This window comes from Streptomyces sp. ITFR-16 (assembly GCF_031844705.1).
Lineage (GTDB): Bacteria > Actinomycetota > Actinomycetes > Streptomycetales > Streptomycetaceae > Streptomyces.
The window spans coordinates 7779188-7795402 of the sequence record NZ_CP134609.1 but is presented as its reverse complement, the minus strand read 5'-3'; the positions used below and the strand labels follow the sequence as shown (position 1 = coordinate 7795402).

Annotated in this window: 13 protein-coding genes; 6 read left to right on the top strand and 7 right to left on the bottom strand. The window is 72.1% G+C overall.

The window, feature by feature from the left end; translation table 11 throughout:
- Positions 1-74: 74 nt before the first annotated feature.
- Complete coding sequence (locus RLT58_RS34470) at positions 75-1052, bottom strand: GlxA family transcriptional regulator (protein ID WP_311314293.1); 978 nt, start codon at positions 1050-1052, stop codon at positions 75-77.
- A gap of 160 nt (positions 1053-1212) precedes the next feature.
- Here RLT58_RS34470 and RLT58_RS34465 point away from each other — a divergent pair, with 160 nt between their 5' ends.
- The gene (locus RLT58_RS34465) at positions 1213-2193 is read left to right on the top strand and encodes an NADP-dependent oxidoreductase (RefSeq protein ID WP_311314292.1); all 981 of its coding nucleotides are present in this window, start codon (positions 1213-1215) and stop codon (positions 2191-2193) included.
- 18 nt (positions 2194-2211) lie between these two features.
- Here RLT58_RS34465 and RLT58_RS34460 read toward each other — a convergent pair whose 3' ends face one another.
- The gene (locus tag RLT58_RS34460) at positions 2212-3282 is read right to left on the bottom strand and encodes a glycoside hydrolase family 43 protein (protein ID WP_311314740.1); all 1071 of its coding nucleotides are present in this window, start codon (positions 3280-3282) and stop codon (positions 2212-2214) included.
- A 222-nt stretch (positions 3283-3504) separates the two neighbouring features.
- Between RLT58_RS34460 and RLT58_RS34455 the strand changes: the two genes are divergently transcribed.
- From RLT58_RS34455 to RLT58_RS34445, 3 genes are all read left to right on the top strand, one after another.
- Positions 3505-3942 carry a glutaredoxin domain-containing protein gene (locus RLT58_RS34455; RefSeq protein WP_311314291.1) on the top strand — a complete coding sequence of 146 codons (438 nt, stop codon included), beginning with the start codon at positions 3505-3507 and terminating at the stop codon, positions 3940-3942.
- A 177-nt stretch (positions 3943-4119) separates the two neighbouring features.
- Entirely contained in the window at positions 4120-5628 is a 1509-nt protein-coding gene (locus tag RLT58_RS34450; RefSeq protein ID WP_311314290.1) for a hypothetical protein, read from the top strand.
- Between the two features lie 79 nt (positions 5629-5707).
- On the top strand, positions 5708-7702 hold the full coding sequence (locus RLT58_RS34445; RefSeq protein ID WP_311314289.1) for a hypothetical protein: 1995 nt from the start codon (positions 5708-5710) through the stop codon (positions 7700-7702).
- Between the two features lie 77 nt (positions 7703-7779).
- Here RLT58_RS34445 and RLT58_RS34440 read toward each other — a convergent pair whose 3' ends face one another.
- The 4 genes from RLT58_RS34440 to RLT58_RS34425 form a co-directional block, all read right to left on the bottom strand.
- On the bottom strand, positions 7780-8955 hold the full coding sequence (locus tag RLT58_RS34440; RefSeq protein ID WP_311314288.1) for a spore photoproduct lyase family protein: 1176 nt from the start codon (positions 8953-8955) through the stop codon (positions 7780-7782).
- 84 nt (positions 8956-9039) lie between these two features.
- Positions 9040-10554 carry a cryptochrome/photolyase family protein gene (locus RLT58_RS34435; protein ID WP_311314287.1) on the bottom strand — a complete coding sequence of 505 codons (1515 nt, stop codon included), beginning with the start codon at positions 10552-10554 and terminating at the stop codon, positions 9040-9042.
- Entirely contained in the window at positions 10551-11723 is a 1173-nt protein-coding gene (locus RLT58_RS34430; protein WP_311314286.1) for a serine hydrolase domain-containing protein, read from the bottom strand. The genes RLT58_RS34435 and RLT58_RS34430 overlap by 4 nt, the downstream gene beginning before the upstream one ends.
- Before the next feature lie 134 nt (positions 11724-11857).
- On the bottom strand, positions 11858-13114 hold the full coding sequence (locus RLT58_RS34425) for an NAD(P)/FAD-dependent oxidoreductase (RefSeq protein WP_399131766.1): 1257 nt from the start codon (positions 13112-13114) through the stop codon (positions 11858-11860).
- A 217-nt stretch (positions 13115-13331) separates the two neighbouring features.
- Here RLT58_RS34425 and RLT58_RS34420 point away from each other — a divergent pair, with 217 nt between their 5' ends.
- Together RLT58_RS34420 and RLT58_RS34415 are read left to right on the top strand one after the other, a co-directional pair.
- On the top strand, positions 13332-14471 hold the full coding sequence (locus tag RLT58_RS34420) for a serine hydrolase domain-containing protein (protein ID WP_311314285.1): 1140 nt from the start codon (positions 13332-13334) through the stop codon (positions 14469-14471).
- Between the two features lie 329 nt (positions 14472-14800).
- Positions 14801-15826 (top strand): C40 family peptidase, encoded by a 1026-nt coding sequence (locus tag RLT58_RS34415; protein WP_311314284.1) that lies wholly within the window; start codon positions 14801-14803, stop codon positions 15824-15826.
- Positions 15827-15866: 40 nt separating this feature from the next.
- Here RLT58_RS34415 and RLT58_RS34410 read toward each other — a convergent pair whose 3' ends face one another.
- Positions 15867-16205 (bottom strand): hypothetical protein, encoded by a 339-nt coding sequence (locus RLT58_RS34410; protein WP_311314283.1) that lies wholly within the window; start codon positions 16203-16205, stop codon positions 15867-15869.
- Positions 16206-16215: the final 10 nt, after the last annotated feature.

Genomic DNA, 16215 nt, shown 5'->3' with positions numbered 1-16215 from the left:
CGCTCGCACTTTACGTATCCGTTCCGCGCGCGGTGAAGCGTATCCACGGTGATTCCGGACCCGGTCCGGACCTCTCAGAAGCCTGTGGACGGGGACGTGGGGCGGAACGTGCGGCGGTAGGCCAGGGGTGTGACCCCGAGGGCGGCATGGAGGTGCCGGCGCAGGGACACGCCCGTACCGAGCCCCGCCCGTTCGGCGACTCGGTCGACGGGCCAGTCCGTCGTCTCCAGGAGATGGCGGGCCAGGTCGACGCGCTGACGGACGAGCCACTGGCCCGGGCTGGTGCCGACCTCGTCGCGGAAGCGGCGGGTGAAGGTGCGCACGCTGACGTGGGCGTGCGCGGCCATGTCCGCCAGGGTGACGGGGTCGGCGAGGCGTTCCAGGACCCAGGCCCGGGTGGGGGCGGTGCCGGAGCCGGCGGGATCGGGCACGGGGCGCCGGATGTACTGGGCCTGGCCGCCGTCGCGCCAGGGCGGGACGACGCAGGAGCGGGCGACCTCGTTGGCGGTCTCGCTGCCGTGGTCCCGGCGGACGATGTGCAGGCACAGGTCGACACCGGCGGCCACACCGGCGGAGGTGAGGAGGTCGCCGTCGTCGACGAAGAGGACGCCGGGGTCGATGCGCGCGGTGGTGAACATGCGCTGCAGGCGGTCCGCCTCGCGCCAGTGGGTGGTGGCCGGGCGGCCGTCGAGCAGCCCCGCGGCGGCCAGGACGTAGGTGCCCGTGCAGATCGCCACCATCCGGGTTCCGGGGCGGACGGCGGCCAGGGCCTCGCGCAGCGGACCGGGCAGGCGGCCCTCGTCGCGGATCGGGCCCAGGGCGTGGGAAGGCGGGATGACGACCGTGTCGACGGCAGCCAGTAGGGAGGCGTCGTGCGGGACGGTGAGCCGGTAGTCGGCCTCGGTGCGGACGGGGCCGCCGTCGAGGCTGCACGTGGTCACGGAGTAGAGGGGGTTCCCCGCGCCGTCACGGGCGGCTCCGAAGATCCGTGCGGGAATGCCGAGTTCGAAGGCGAAGACGCCTTCCAGGGCCAGAACGCCGACGCGGTGCATGACCCGATTCTTTCATTCCGTGGCCATCGGGCCACTACGGGGCGCCCTGAGGTCCCGGCAGGGTGGAGGTGTGCCCGGCGGAACGGCACGCAGGACAGACAGAACGGCTTACGGACAGCACGGCTTACGGCCGGCCCGGCTTCGGAAAGAGCACATCATCATGGATCAGGCCACCACCGCCCTCACGACCATGCGCGCCGTCTCCCAGGACAGCGCCGGGGCGCCGGACGTACTGAAGGTCATCGAGACGCGGCGCCCGGTCGCCGGCCGGGGCGAGATCCTGGTCCGGGTGCATGCGGCAGGCGTGAACCCGGCGGACTGGAAGACCCGCGAGCGCGGCGAGTTCGCCGACGGGACCAGGCCGCCCTTCACCCTGGGCTGGGATGTCGCCGGGGTGGTCGCGGCGGTCGGCGACGGGGTGACGCTCTTCGAGGTGGGCGACGCGGTGTTCGGGATGCCTCGCTTCCCGCATCCGGCGGGCGCGTACGCCGAGTATGTCGCCGCCCCGGCCAGGCACTTCGCTCCGCGCCCCGAGGGCCTGGACCACATCCGGGCCGCCGCCCTGCCGCTGGCCTCGCTGACGGCCTGGCAGGCCCTGGTGGACACCGCGCACGTGCGGCCGGGGCAGCGCGTGCTGGTGCACGCCGCCGCCGGAGGCGTCGGCCACCTGGCCGTGCAGATCGCCAAGGCCCGCGGCGCCTACGTCATCGGGACGGCCAGCGCCGCCAAGCACGAGCTGCTGCGCTCACTGGGGGCCGACGAGCTGATCGACTACCGCGAGCGGGACTTCACCGAGACCGTGCGCGACGTCGATGTCGTCCTGGACGGCCTCGGTGGCCGCACCTGGGCCCGGTCGCTGCGCACGCTGCGGCCCGGCGGCACGCTGGTCTCGATCCTGCCGCCGGACGACAGCTTCCCCGTCGCGGAGGCCGAGGCGGCCGGTGTCCGGGCGGTGTTCATGCTCGTCGAGCCCGACCACGCGGGGCTGCGCGCGATCACGTCGCTCGTCGAGAGCGGCCGGCTGCGCGTCGTCGTCGACCGGGTCCTCCCGGTCGAAGAAGCCGCACAGGCCCACGTCCTGGGCGAGGCCGGCCGCACCACGGGCAAGATCGTTCTCTCCGTCCGCGACAGTTCCGGCTGAGCCGCCGTCTGCGGGGTTCTACTCGAAGAACTTCAGGCTCCAGCCCACGTCGGCGGTCGGTCCGGGCACGTTGGCCCGGCTGTAGGTGGTGTTGCCCCACCAGCAGAACGAACCCGTGTACCAGGACCGGTTCGCCCAGGAGTACGGCGTTCCCTTCGGGACGGCGTGGAACATCAGGGGGAACGTCGGGCCGGCGGGCGGGCTGGTGGCGATGTCGCCGTCGAGCAGGACGAAAGTGTGGTGACCGGGGCCGTTGACCTGGAGGGTGGGGTCCCAGCCCGGCATCATCGTGGCGCGGTTGGACCCGAACAGGCAGCCGTTGGACTTGTACCAGTCCCAGACGTACGTCGGGTCTCCCCCGGCGCGAAGCCTCAGATCGGCCAGGCAGTACTGCTCGCTCCAGCTCCCGTTGGCGGAGTAGACGATGTGCAGTTGCCCGTTCGGATCCTTGATCGCTTCGGGGGCCTCGTTGATGAACGGATTCCCGACCACGCGCTCCCAGCTCTCGCGCGGCTGCGAGATCACGTGCCGCGCGCCGGTCGGCGTGGTCGGGGAGCTCATCGGGGCGATGTAGAGGTTCTGCTCGACGTTGGTGTCACCGGCCCAGCCGGACCAGACGAACCAGCGGCTGCCGTTGAAGGTGAACATGGTGCCGTCGATGGCCCATTTGTCGTCCGGCAGGGCCAGCTTCGTCTCGGCCGTGTATCCGCTGTCCGGACTGGCCGAGCTGATGACGTACATCCGGTGCGCCGACGCGCGGCCCGCCGAGAAGTAGATGTAGTAGCGGCCCCCGTCCCGGACGATCTCCGGGGCCCAGACCTCACCGCGGTCCTGCGTGTCCGACCAGACCTGCCGGGCGGGGGCGTCGGCCAGCCCCGCCGTCGAGGACGCCTGGCGCACGACGATGCCGCCGCCTGCGGACTGCACCGCGATGTAGGTGGACCCGACGCGCAGCACGCTGGGGTCCGCCGCGCGGAGTGTGGTCTGGCCGGCCGCCGCGGGTCCGGCGGACGACAGGGTCAACGCCACAGCCAGGAGCCCCGACAGCACGAAGGCGGCCATGCCGGAAATGCGGCGAGCGAGGTTCATCATCCCGATCCATCGGTTCGTCTCCGCTTCGGCTTCCCGCCGTCACACACGGACGGAAGCCCGGCCCGGGCTGCGTCGGAGGGAGCCGCAGGGGCAGACAGGGCCGTCGACACCAGAACGATTACATCGATGTAAGAACGCGTTCCCAGAATCGCGAGTTGCGCTGAGCATGTCAACAGTGCGGACGGGGCCCGCACCCCCGCGGTCGATAGCCTGCCCCCCATGATGCGTAGGTGGGGCCTGTCGATGATGTTCGTGCTCTGCGGCTCGGCCGTCGCGGCCGGTCAGTTCCTCCAAGGAGGCACGGTCGGAGCCGTGGCGGGCCTGGTGGCGTTCGTTCTGCTCGCGGGCGTGTACTCGCCCCTGGCCTTTCCTCGGCCGGTCGGAGCACTGGAGGCCCAACGCCGCAGCGCGGCCGACGGCCGGCCGATCGTCTTCTGGCGGCCGGGCTGCACGTACTGCCTGCGGCTGCGCATCCGGCTGGGACTCAACGCCCGCCGGCTGCACTGGGTCGACATCTGGCGCGATCCCGAGGGTGCGGCCGCGGTGAGGGCGGCCAATGGCGGCAACGAGACCGTTCCGACCGTCGTCGTGGCGGGCCGCTGCCATGTGAACCCGGATCCCGCGTGGGTGCGCGCACAGGCCCACCGGCCCAGGTGATGCGCGCCCCGCGCGGGCGACCCGGGACGCCGTACGCCACCCTCGGTGCGCAGGAGCATTATAGTTCCGGTTTGTCATCAAAGGTCCGATGCGCATAGATTCCTGCGAACTGTGCGCTCTCGGATCGCAGTTGAGCGACCAGGTGACCGTCATCCTCGGCCGGGAGGGCCCATCCACATGCACGGAACCGTCGACCGGGGAGCTTCCACGTTGCGCGGAGCCTGGCGGAACGGCACGTTGTGGCCCTGGTGCCTGGCCGCCGTCGCGGCGGCCTGCGGCTTCGCCGTGGCCACCGTCTTTCACCCCGGGTATCTGAGCGCGGACAGCAACACCCAGCTGTGGCAGGCGCTCGGCGACGAGCCCATGAACGACTGGCATCCGCCGGTCATGGCGCTCCTGTGGCGGCTCCTCATCCGGATCACCGGGGACTTCTCCGCCATGGCCGCCGTTCAGGCGGCCGTGCTGTGGGGTTCGCTCTGGGCCCTCGCCCGGTTGACGTGGAGGAGAACGGACAGCCGGGCACTGTCGCTCGCGGTCCTGGCCGTCGGGTTCGCGCCCCACATCGTGAACCTCACGGGAGTGGTGTGGAAGGACGTCCACCTGGCGTACGCGCTCCTCGCGGTCTTCGCGATCGCACTGACCGTGCGTGAACTGCCGCCGGACCGCACCCGGACCCGCTGGGCCCTGCTCGCCCTCGGGGTGCTGTTCCTCGCGTACGCCGCGCTCGTACGGAAGAACGGCATCCCCGCCGTGATCCCGGTGTTCGCCCTGCTGGTCCTCGCGGCGTGGCCCGCCCCGGGCCGGCGTCGCTGGCTGGCCGCCATCGGTGTCTTCGCCGCGGTCGTGGTCGCCGCCAACGGGGCGGTGTCCATGGCCGCCGCCCCGTTGGCCACACGTGTGTACGCGGTGATCCCGGTGGACGACCTCGTCCATGTGCTCACCCCGGCGCAGGTGCGCACCGCCGCCGAACAGGCCGGCGCGAGCCAGGACATGCGGGAGCGCCTGGTCGCCGCCGCGACGGACTGCCAGAAGCGGCACATCACCTCCGACGCATATCTCCAGTGCTACCCGCAGGCCGAACCGTTCGACGTGACGTATCTGGACCGGCACGCCGATGTCCTCGTACGGATGTGGACGCAGCAGATGCCGCGGCACTGGAAGGGCTACGCCGAGTACCGGGCGCGGGTCTTCACGAAGCTGCTCTTCCAGAGCAACCAGCGGTTCTGGGACGGCACCCGTGTCAACGCCGGTGCCCGGCTGCACCCCGAGGTGAAGCGGGAGCCGGTGAACGACACGCTGAGGTTCGCCCTGCGCAACTACGTGACGGGCTTCACCCGCGACCTGCCGATGCTCTTCCAGGGCTGGTTCTGGCTGGCCGTCTCGCTGGTGCTCGTGCTGCGGCGCCGGTGGCCCGGCCCGTACACCCGGGAACTGCGGCTCCTCGGGGGCAGTTCCCTGCTGTACATCCTCGCCTATCTGCCCACGGCGCCCGAGTCCAACTACCGGTACGTGTACTGGCCCGCACTCTCCGGGACCGTCGCGCTCGCCCTCATCGCGATCGCCGCCGTCGCACGTCGCCGTGCGGCGGCAGCCGGCCGCTTCGGTGATCCTGAGGTGTCCGGCGCGCGGTCCGCCCCCGAAGCCCCTCAGGCCGGACCGCGCGAGGACGCCGACGCCGTCGTGTGAGATCCGTCCGCCCTGACGTGCGGGGGCCGCTGACAGAATGTCCGCCGGGGCACTGATCTGCGGGGTCGAAGGAGCACGGGTGACGGGCAGAACGATCGAGGGCCTGGACGACGTCCCGTGGGGGCGGTTGGAGTCGGCGACCGCGCACCACCCGCCCGAGGCGATGCGGCGCGCTCTGCGCCGGCTGGCGCTCACGGGCCCTGCGGCGACCGAGGAGGACTGCTACCCGCTCTACGACTGCTTCGCGCTGGAGGCCGGGCGGGTGGCCTCCGTCGAGACCGCCGCCCTGCCGTTCGTCGTCGCCCTCGCCGGGGACCCAGGCATGGGTGCGCGGGTGGCGCTCGTCCAGCTGCTGGCGGGGTCGGTCCGGGCGGCGGCCGACGCCGCCCCGGGGCTGGTGGACACGGGGTGGCGCGAGGCGTGGCGGCTCCAGCGCCCCCGGGTCCGGGCGCTGCTCGCGGATCCCGTGCCCGGGGTACGGAGGGAGGCCCTGGCGCTCGAGGAGGATCCCGGCGTGCTGCTGGAACGGTGGTACGCCGAGAAGGACCCGGCGGTCCGCCTGTCCGTACTGCTCGCGCTGGGAAGAGCCGCGGCCGGCTCCGCCGGAAGCGATCTGGTGGACCGGGTGCGGGCGGTGGTGGCCGAGGTCCTGCGGACGGAGGGTCCCGTCATGCGGGTTGCGGGCGTGCACGCCTGGGCGGCGTTCGACCCCGAGGCCCCGGTCCGTGAGCGGGACCGGCTCGTGGAGATCCTGTCCGACCCGGAGGTGCGTCCGCGCTTCGAGGGGATCTGGTACATACCGGAGGTGGAGGACGCCCTCACCCGTGAGGATGTCGTCGCCCGGACGGTCGACCTGTTCGCAGGGGTGCCGCACACGGCGCTCGACTTCGTCGTGCGGCTCATCGGGGCCGCGCACCGAACCGGGGACGCCCTGCTGTGCCGGGCCGCCCTGGACGAGGGATGGCAGCTGCTGGTGGTCCTGCCCTCGGCGGCATCCGCGCTGCTGCCACTGGCGGGCGCGCTGCTCTCCGACCCCGACGACGGCGTACGGTACCGGGCGGCCCATCTGCTGGCCGTGCTGGGCTCCCGGGCCGCCCCCTACGCCGATGAGCTGGCAGCGCTCCTCGACGACCCGGGCGAGGCCGAATTCCTTGAGGGCACCATCGGCGACCACGCCCGCTGGGCACTCACCCGCATCGGCGACGAACGCGCCCTGCCGGGGCTCGTGGAGCGGCTGTACGCACCGTACGAAGGGCAGTACTCGCGCGGATACGTCATGGGCGACCCGCGCCTGCCGGAAGTCGAGGATGTCCTGGCCCCGCTGGGGGCGCACGCCGGGGTTCTGCTGCCCGCGGTGCGGAGACTGCTCCGGGACGACGGCGTGAACGGGTCACTGACCGGCAGCTTCCTGACAGTGCTCGAGGCGTGGGGGCCGGCCGCGGCGCCCGCCGTGCCCGAAGTCGTGGCCCTGCTGGACGACGCCCGGTACTCGCTGGGCGCGGTCGACGCGCTGGTGGCGATGGGACCGGCCGCGGCATCGGCCGCGCAGGCTGTGCGCCGGTGCACGGTCCTCGACTCCCCGAGGAACCGCCACAAGGTGGCGTGGGCGGTCTGGCGGCTGGGCGGAGACCGGGACACGGCACTGCGCGTCATCGGAGAGGCGGTCCTGACCGAGGAGGGCCCGCACTACGGGCCCGTCGACCTGCTCGGCGATTTCGGACCGGCGGCCGCGGTCTGTGCCGACCGGCTGCGCCACATCATGCGGCACGGTGACGCCTGGCTTCGGCTGCGTGCGGCGGTCGCGCTGTGGTCGGTCACCGGCGAACCCGAGCCGGCCCGTTCCGTCCTGGAGGAGTACCTTCTTCCCGTGGCCGACGGGGGCGACGGCTACGGCTCCTTCCTCGACGCACTGCGCGCCCTCGCCGCGATCGGCGCCGTGTCTCCCAAGGCGCGGGGCACACTGCGCAAGGTCCGGGCGTCCGACCGACGACTGGCGACGTACCGGGACCACCGGGCCCTTCTCCAGGACGAAAAGATCCGTTCGGCGATCGACGACGTCCTCGCCCTGCCGTGACGTCCGCTGGAACGAGCCCGTCGGAGCGAGCGTCCGCCCTCAGCGGTTGCGGCGCAGGCGGCGGGGCCGGCTCGTCGTCAGAAGGCGTATCTGATGTGCAGCCAGGGAGCGTGGTCCGACAGCAGCTGCCGGATGCGGGTCAGGGCCGCCTGCTTGATCTCCAGGGCGTAGCGGACGTTGACGGCTCCGTTCTGGGAGCGCTTGGTCTCCTGGGCTTCCGGCTGCCACAGCACCTCTTCGGCGCGGGGGTGCCAGCCCAGGTTGACCTCGTGGAGTGCCTGGTTGTGGGTCAGCATGATGATCTCCGCCGCCGCCTGCCGCTTCACACGGGCGGGCAGGACGTCGTCGAGGTGGGCGAGCAGGTCGGCCCAGTCCCGCTGCCAGCCCGGTCTCAGGACGACGGGCGACAGGTTGAAGTGGACCTCGTAGCCGGCGTCGAGGAAGTCGGCGGCCGCCGCGATCCGCTCGGCGACCGGGCTGGTGCGGATGTCGAGCAGCCTGGCGTCGTCGGGCGGCATGAGGGAGAACCGCACCCGGGTACGGCCCTGCGGGTCGAGTGCGAGCAGGTCGGGGTTGACGAACTTGGTCGCGAAGGAGGCCTTGGCCGTCGGGAGGCCGCGGAAGGCGGCGACGAGGTCTGCGGTGTTGTCGCAGACCAGCGCGTCCACGGAGCAGTCGCCGTTCTCGCCGATGTCGTAGACCCAGGCCCGGGGGTCACACTGGTTGGGTTCCGGCTTGGGTCCCTGGGCCCGTACGTGGCGGCGGACATGGGCCACGATCGCCTCGATGTTGGTGAACAGCGTGATGGGGTTGGCGAAGCCCTTGCGCCGGGGAACGTAGCAGTAGGCGCAGGCCATCGCGCAGCCGTTCGAGGGGCCCGGGGCGATCCAGTCGGCCGACCTGCCGTTGGGGCGGGTGCGGAGCGTGTGTTTCACGCCGAGGACGAGGGTGTCGGTCTTGATGCGTACCCATCGGGCGATGTTTCCGTCGTTGCCGTGGAGGGCGGGGATGCGCCAGTGGTTCGCGACCTCGGTCACGCGCGCTTCCGGCAGCCGGGACATGATCTGCCGCCCGCGCGGGGAGTCCAGCGCGGCCGGCTCGGCGTAGATCTCCCGTACGTCGAGCATCCGGCGTGCCTCCGGGCTGTCGCGGAACGCTGAGCGCGTGGCCGGCTCCGGTTCGGTGTCCGGCCATCCGAAGAGCGCCTGTTGGCGGGGCACTTCCCGGCCGGATTCCGCCGGAGGCTGGTCCACGTGGCTGTCCTTTCTGCGCGCTGCGGCGGGGGCGGGTGCTCGCGCCTCGGTCGGGGTCGTCCGCGCGCGGCGAGAGAGGAGCGGTCAGTCGGCGCGGTCGCGTTCCTGTTCCAGCAGGGCGTCGAGATCACGGAGCCTGTCCAGCCCTCGCACCGCGCGGACCATCCGCACGTTGTGCTCGAACCTCTCCCGGTGCCTGTGCAGGAAGTTCCAGTATCCGGCGGTGAAGGGGCAGGCGTCCTCACCGACCCGCACGGACGGCTTGTACCGGCAGGGGCCGCAGAGGTCGCTCATCCGGTCGATGTAGGCGCCTGCGGAGGTGTAGGGCTTGGTGGTCATCCGGCCCCCGTCCGCGTACTGCGACATCCCCACGACGTTCGGGACCATGACCCAGTCGTAGCCGTCGACGAAGCTTCTGTGGAACCAGTCGGTGACGGCCCGGGGCTCCCAGCCTCGTTGGAGGGCGAAGCTGCCCAGGATCATCAGCCGGGGGATGTGGTGGGTCCAGCCCGTCGCCCGTACGTGTTCCAGGGTCCGGGAGAGGCAGTTCGCCTCGGTGCCCTCCGGGGACAGGTCCGTGAACCAGTCCGGCAGCGGCTCGTGATGGCGCAGGGCGTTGCTCGTGCGGTAGTCCGTACCGAAGTACCAGTACAGGTGCCAGACGAACTCGCGCCATCCAGCGACCTGCCGTACGAACCCCTCGGCGCTGTTGAGCGGCACCCCGCCCGACCGCCAGCGGGCCTCGGCCCGCTCGACGCATTCGGCGGGGTCCAGGAGGCCGAGGTTGAGCGAGGTGGAGAGCAGGCTGTGGCTCATCGTCGCGTCCCCGGCCAGGACCGCGTCCTCGTGTGCGCCGAAGGTGGCGAGCCGGTGCTCCACGAAGCGGCGGAGGGCAGCGAGTGCCTCCCGGCGTGTGGCGGGAAAGCCGCGGGGGCCGTCGTCGCCGACGAACTCCACGTCCCCGTCGCGCGACCAGCGGTCGAGGTCGGCCCGCACCTCGTCGTCGATGTCGCTCTCCCGGGGGCGGTACGGCGCCGGCAGGCCGAGGCCGGTGGCGCCGCGGGGCGGGGGCTGCCGGTTGTCGTGGTCCAGGTTCCACCGGCCGCCCGCGGGACTGTCGCCCTCCATCAGGAGGTCGTGCGTCCGGCGGACCCAACGGTAGAAGTCCTCCTGTCGGAGCTGTTTCGTGCCCCGGCCGTCCGCCCAGGTCCTGAACTCGTCGTGGGTCACGAGGAATCCGCGCGCAGGCAGGACACGCACGGAGGGCAGTGCGTGTACGAAGGCGTGGGCCGCACGGGAGGTGGGGTGGTGGACGGTCACCTCGGCGTCCCCGACCGCCTCCTCCAGACCCTGGCGGTAGGTGTCCGCCCTGACGTACCGCACGCGGTCACCGAGTTCGGCGGCCCGATGGCGCATCGCCGAGAGCACCAGGTGTGCCTTGGCGCGATGGAACCGTCGCCGCCGGAAGACGCTCCGGGACTCGATCATCAGCAGCGGGGCGTCCCGGTGCGGTCCGCCCCGCGCCGGGTCGATGAAGTGGGGGCCCAGCTGATCGCCGAACAGCCAGTGCACCGCGCGGGGGTCCGCTTCCCTTGTCACGGCTTGCGCAGCAGGGCGCAGACGAAGTTCTCCTCCACGGTCCGAAGCCGTTGCAGCAGTGCGGGCCTGTTCGTCTGGTTGACCTGGGTGGTGAGGGAGAAGGTCAGCGACCGCTTGCCGTCCCGGTCGGCCGCGATCAGCTGGGTGTAGCCGGGGAAGTTGCCCGTGTGGCCGTAGACCGTCCCGCACCGGGTGGCGTACCGGAAGATCCCGAGCCCGGCGCTGTTCCTGCCGGGTCCGGCAGGCTCGGACGCGCCGTTCACCCAGGTCAGCTGCTGTCGGCGGGTCCGTTCGGAGATCAGCCTGCCCCCGGCGTAGCCCCGGACGAAGGCCGTCATGTCCTTCGGGGTCGAGATGATGCCGCCCGATGCCCACACACCCGAAGCGCTGAGTACCTCGCTGACGTCCTCGGGCGGGTTCGGCGGGGTGACGTCGTAGCCGTGCATGTACGGGGCGGGCATCCGGTAGCCCTGCGGGAGGCTGGTGCCGCGCAGGCCCAGCGGGTGGTACACGGACCGGGCGAGCAGGTCCTCGTAGCGACGGCCCGTCACCGCCTCCGCCATCAGGGCCACGGCGATGTTGTCGGAGTTGGAGTAGCGGTAGCGGGTCCCGGGCCGGAACTCCGTCGGCCGCCCGGCCACGAAGTCCAGCAGCCGGCGGGAGTCGAAGTGCCGGCGCGGGTCCGCGGTCAGCAGCTTCAGGAACGGCGGGGCCGCCGAGTAGTCCGGCAGTCCGCTGGTGTGGTTCAGGAGCTGCCGCAGTGTGACCCGGTGCCAGGCGCGCGGCAGCCGGGGAAGGACCTTGCCGATGGTGTCGTCCGGACGCAGTCGTCCGCGATCGACGAGCTGGAGGGCGACCGCTCCGCTGTACGCCTTGGCCGTGCTGGCGATGCGCATGTGGTCGGTGACCTCGATCGGGCGGTCCGTGCCGGTCTCCGCGACGCCGGCCCGGTAGACCTCGGTGCGGGGGCCGCGCCGGAGGACGGCGATCACTCCGGGCGGCCCGCCGGGGGCGGCGGTCAGCTCCCGCAACTGGCGGCTGAGTGCGAGGTCGTGGCCGGCGGGCAGCTCTGCGGCCAGGGCGGGGGCGTGGACGGGTCCGGCCATGCAGGCGGCGGCCAGCAGGGCGGCAAGGGGCACGCGGATCCGGAGCGGGCTGGGAAGCGGCATGGAAGGACTCCTGAGGCGTCAACGCGTTGGAACGCCCAGCTTCACCCGACGGTCCGCGGGCTGCGCGCGCCCGTGCTCCATCCAGCCGACGACCACGACCGGCAGGGGCGGCACGCGGCCCCGGCCCGCTGTGCTCATGGTGAGAGGTCCGGGCGTACGGCGAGAACCTCCCGTGCGGCTCGGGTCCCTGACGCCAGTGCTCCTTGCACGGAACCCGTCGCCCGGTGGTCGCCGCAGACGTGGCGTCGCTCGGCGAATCGGGTCGTACGGCTCAGCGGCCAGGGCGGCCGCATCGCGGGCAGAGCGCCCTCCACCGTGTAGGTGGCGACCGGCTGCCATCCGCTCGTGTCCGTCGCGTACAGCTCGGCCAGGCGGCGGCGTACCGCCGCTTCCGCACCCGGCGGGTCGCCACCGAGGACGGAGGTCGACACCAGGGAGGTGCCCGGCGGGGCGTAGCCGGGGGTGACCTCGGTGAGGACGCACGTGTTCAGGACGGCCAGGGTGCTGTCCACGACGAGCGTCGGTTCGGCCAGGGGGGACGCCATGGCGGCGTGGTAGTACGTCGTGACCGTGCGGCCGTCCGGTACCGCGAGCCCCGGCAGCAGGCGGGCGGCCGCGGCCGCTTCGGTCGCCACCACCACCGTGCCGGCCGGGCGTTCCCGTCCGTCGGACAGGAGCACTCCGTCGTCGGTCACCGCGGCGACCGGGGATTCGAGCCGCAGCACACCGTCCGGCAGTCCCTCGGCCAGCTGGGCGGGCACGGCGCCGATGCCCTCGGCCGGCAGACACAGGGTGCCGCGCGCCATGCTGCGCCACACCAGGTGGAAGAAGCGGGCGGAGGTCTCCATCTCGTCCTCCAGGAAGACCCCGGCCAGGAAGGGCCTCATCAGCTCCTGGCGGGCGCGGGGCGACAGCCCGTAACGGGCGAGGTCCTCCGCGGTGGTCCGGTCCGGCCGGCGTACGAGCCGGCTCGCGGGCAGGACCGTGTCCTTCGCCGTCATGGCGGCGAGCGCGGCGAGATCGCGGGCCGGGAGGAACCGTCCGGGCAGCAGGCTGCCGGCCGACCTCGGACGCCGGGTGGGGTCGGCGACGCGGAACGTCCCTGTCGGGGTGTGCGTGAGCAGGCCGGGGGTGAACGCCCGCAGCCGCAGCTCCCGCAGGGCGAGACGGCGCTTCACCTGCGGATAGGAGGTGTTGAACACCTGGAAGCCCCGGTCCAGCAGGAAGCCGTCCCTGCGGTCCGTGCGCATGCGTCCGCCGACACCGTCGGACGCCTCGAGCAGTTCCACGCTCCGTCCGGCGCGGGTGAGGTCGAGTGCGCAGGCGAGGCCCGCCAGTCCCGCGCCGATCACGATCGTGTCGGGGCGTCGGTGCTGCTGGTGGGTCACCATCCGTCTCCTTCGCGGGCAGGGGTGGTCCGATGCCCGCCAGCCGATCACGTTCCGTACGCCGGTTCCAGACGCCTTGCGGGCGGGGTGCGGGCAAATGGGTTGTCGGCACCTTCGCCGAGGCGTACGGCCGCCGGTCCTCGGAACGGTTGCGGTCGGCGCCGCGTTGGGAGCGGTGAGAGGCCGTGATCGCGGTCCCCGTAGCGAAGGGGGAGGATCTGTGCGCACCAGCACAGTGCCGGACGGCCTGGCTCAGCGGCGCGCCGAGGAGATCCTGGCGGAGCTGACGGGCTCGGGCGTGGAGACCGGGGTGCAGGTGGCGGCCTGGTACGAGGGCGAGTTGGTGGTCGACGCCTGGGCGGGGACGGCCGATGTGGCCGAGGGGCGGCCGATGGGTCCCGGCACGCTGGTGCCGGCGTGGTCGACCGGCAAGGGTGTGGCGGCGGCCCTGGTGGCGGTGCTGGTGGACCAGGGGGTGCTGGCGTACGACGCGCCGGTGGCGCGGTACTGGCCGCGCTTCGGGGCGGCCGGGAAGGAGCGCCTCACTCTGGGGCACGTACTCGGTCATACGGCGGGACTGGCCCGGCTCCCGGCGGACCTGACTCCGGAACGGCTCCTCGATCTGCCGGCGATGGCCGGGTGGATCGCCGGGCAGCGCCCGCAGTGGGAGCCCGGCAGCGCGGTGGGATATCACGTCTGGACCTACGGACTGCTCCTGGCGGAGATCCTGCACCGCGCCACGGGCCGGACGTGCGACCGGTTGCTCCGCGAGGAGCTGGCCGGCCCGCTGGGGATCGGTGACGAGCTGCTGTTCCACGTTCCGCAGGGCCTGGAGGGACGGACGGCCACGTGTTACGAGGGTGGCTGGGCGGCACGGCTGGCGCGGATGCCGGCCGGGGCCCCGTTCTTCGACTGCGTCCCCCACGGGGTGCTGCCGGTGGCGGAGTTGGGCAACCGGGACGACTTCCGGCGCACGGCGCTGCCGGCCAACGGGATCATGACCGCGCGCGGGGCCGCCCGTCTGTACGCGGCGCTGGCGTGCGGCGGTGAGCTGGAGGGCGTACGGCTGTTGTCTCCGGCGACGTTGAGGAGGGCGGCCACCGGGTGGGTGAGCGGGGTGGACCGGGTGATGGGTACGGCCGGCACCCGGGGCGGCGGCTTCGTGATCGGGGACGGCGGGACCGATCCGGTACGTCCGCCGGGCGGTTACGGCCACAGCGGATCGGGTGGCAGCACGGCCTTCGCCGACCCGGCGCACCGGTTCTCCTTCGCCCTGGTCAAGAACCGGATGACCGTGGCCGGGCTGGACGCGCGGCTGGTGAGCGAGATCCGTTCGGCGCTCGGCATCACGGGCGGCTGACCAGGTGTGACCGGTGTGGCCCCGAAGCGGCTTTCGCGAGCCTCGTGAAGATTGTCCGGCCTTCACGGAAAACACAGAACACACCGTCAATCGGTCACTACACGCTGTGCGATGCAGGTAAAGAAGTACCTCCTGTGACTAAATTGTTCCTGTGAGGATTTGAACAGATCACAAGATGGTCACTAAGGTCAGGGCTCGAACCTTCGCACGGTTGATCACCCACCCGGGGTGGCAGTGAAGGAACCGCCGCATCCGTGAAGTGTACGGAGCCGGGGAGTCCTCCCCCCCATAGCCCGGTAGGCGGCTCGAGGAAGAAGGAGCTCGCCTTCGTGGCGTCCCACCGTCGTCCCAAGCAGCCGAGCCGCACCCGCGTGACCGTGCTCACCGCCACCGCCGCCGCAGCCGTGGCTCTCACCTCCCAGGCCGCTCACGCCGACCCCAAGCCGACCAAGAGCGAGGTCAAGGCGAAGGTCGACAAGCTCTACCACGAGGCGGAAGAGGCCACCGAGCAGCACAGCCTGGCCAAGGAGAAGCAGGACAAGCTCCAGAAGCAGATCGGCGCGCTGCAGGACAAGGTGGCGCGCGGCCAGCAGGAGCTCAACAACCTCCGCTCGGGCCTGGGTTCCCTCGCCGCCGCACAGTACCGCTCCGGAGGCATCGACCCCTCCGTGCAGCTCTTCCTCGCCTCCGACCCGGACAGCTTCCTGGACCAGGCCTCCGCGCTGGACCAGTTGACGGCCAAGCAGGCCGAGTCGCTGCAGAAGGTCCAGGAGAAGCAGCGGTCCCTCGCGCAGGAGCGCAAGGAGGCCCAGGACAAGCTGAGCGACCTCGCCGACGTCCGCAAGACCCTCGCCGCAAAGAAGAAGAAGCAGCAGACCAAGCTCGCCGAGGCACAGAAGCTGCTCAACACCCTCACCGCCGCCGAGCGCCAGAAGTTGCGCGAGGACGACCAGCGCTCAAGCCGCGCCGCCGGCGAGCGGGTCGAGCTCGGCAACGAGGCCCCCGCATCGGCCCTCGGCGCCGCCGCTCTTCAGGCCGCCGCCACCCGGATCGGCAAGCCGTACTTCCGCGGCGCCACCGGACCCAACTCCTTCGACTGCTCGGGCCTGACGCAGTGGGCCTACGCCCAGGCCGGTGCCCAGATCACCCGCACCACGTACACCCAGATCAACCAGGGCACCCGGATCGGGCGCAGCCAGCTCAAGCCCGGCGACCTGGTCTTCTTCCACAACACCACGCACGTGGGCCTCTACGCGGGCAACAACACCGTGCTGCACGCCCCGCACTCGGGTGCCTACGTCCGCTACGAGTCGATGGACACCATCGGTGGCTTCCAGGCCGCCGTGCGCATCTGAGGCGCCCCGGACATTCAGCCGCCCCGCCGGAGACCAGAGGTCACCGGCGGGGCGTCGTCGTGTGTGCGGGACCCGCGAAGGGCAGCCACCACCGGCGCCGCCGGACGGGCTCCGGATCGGCTGCCGGGGCCAGGGGCGCGATGGTGTACGCGGGGGCTGTCCGGTCCGGCTCCAGGCCGACCTTGCCCGGGTGCACACAGACCGGGGTGCGGTCCTCGACGGTGTACCGGAATCCGTCTGCCGCGTCGAACGGCCAGTCCCGGCTGGGCCGGTCCGCGACGAGGAAGCCCGTACGCGGAAGCCGGAGTGCCGGGCAGAACCAGCAGCAGGGGTAGTCCGACTCCGGGTCGATGAAGGGCGCCGCCGCCTCGTCGTTCATACCTCCCGGA

Coding starts and splice junctions, on each gene's coding strand:
- RLT58_RS34470 (WP_311314293.1), bottom strand. CDS start 1,052: ATGCACCGCGTCGGCGTTCTGGCCCTGGAAGGCGTCTTCGCCTTCGAA.
- RLT58_RS34465 (WP_311314292.1), top strand. CDS start 1,213: ATGGATCAGGCCACCACCGCCCTCACGACCATGCGCGCCGTCTCCCAG.
- RLT58_RS34460 (WP_311314740.1), bottom strand. CDS start 3,282: ATGAACCTCGCTCGCCGCATTTCCGGCATGGCCGCCTTCGTGCTGTCG.
- RLT58_RS34455 (WP_311314291.1), top strand. CDS start 3,505: ATGATGCGTAGGTGGGGCCTGTCGATGATGTTCGTGCTCTGCGGCTCG.
- RLT58_RS34450 (WP_311314290.1), top strand. CDS start 4,120: ATGCACGGAACCGTCGACCGGGGAGCTTCCACGTTGCGCGGAGCCTGG.
- RLT58_RS34430 (WP_311314286.1), bottom strand. CDS start 11,723: ATGCCGCTTCCCAGCCCGCTCCGGATCCGCGTGCCCCTTGCCGCCCTG.
- RLT58_RS34425 (WP_399131766.1), bottom strand. CDS start 13,114: ATGGTGACCCACCAGCAGCACCGACGCCCCGACACGATCGTGATCGGC.
- RLT58_RS34410 (WP_311314283.1), bottom strand. CDS start 16,205: ATGAACGACGAGGCGGCGGCGCCCTTCATCGACCCGGAGTCGGACTAC.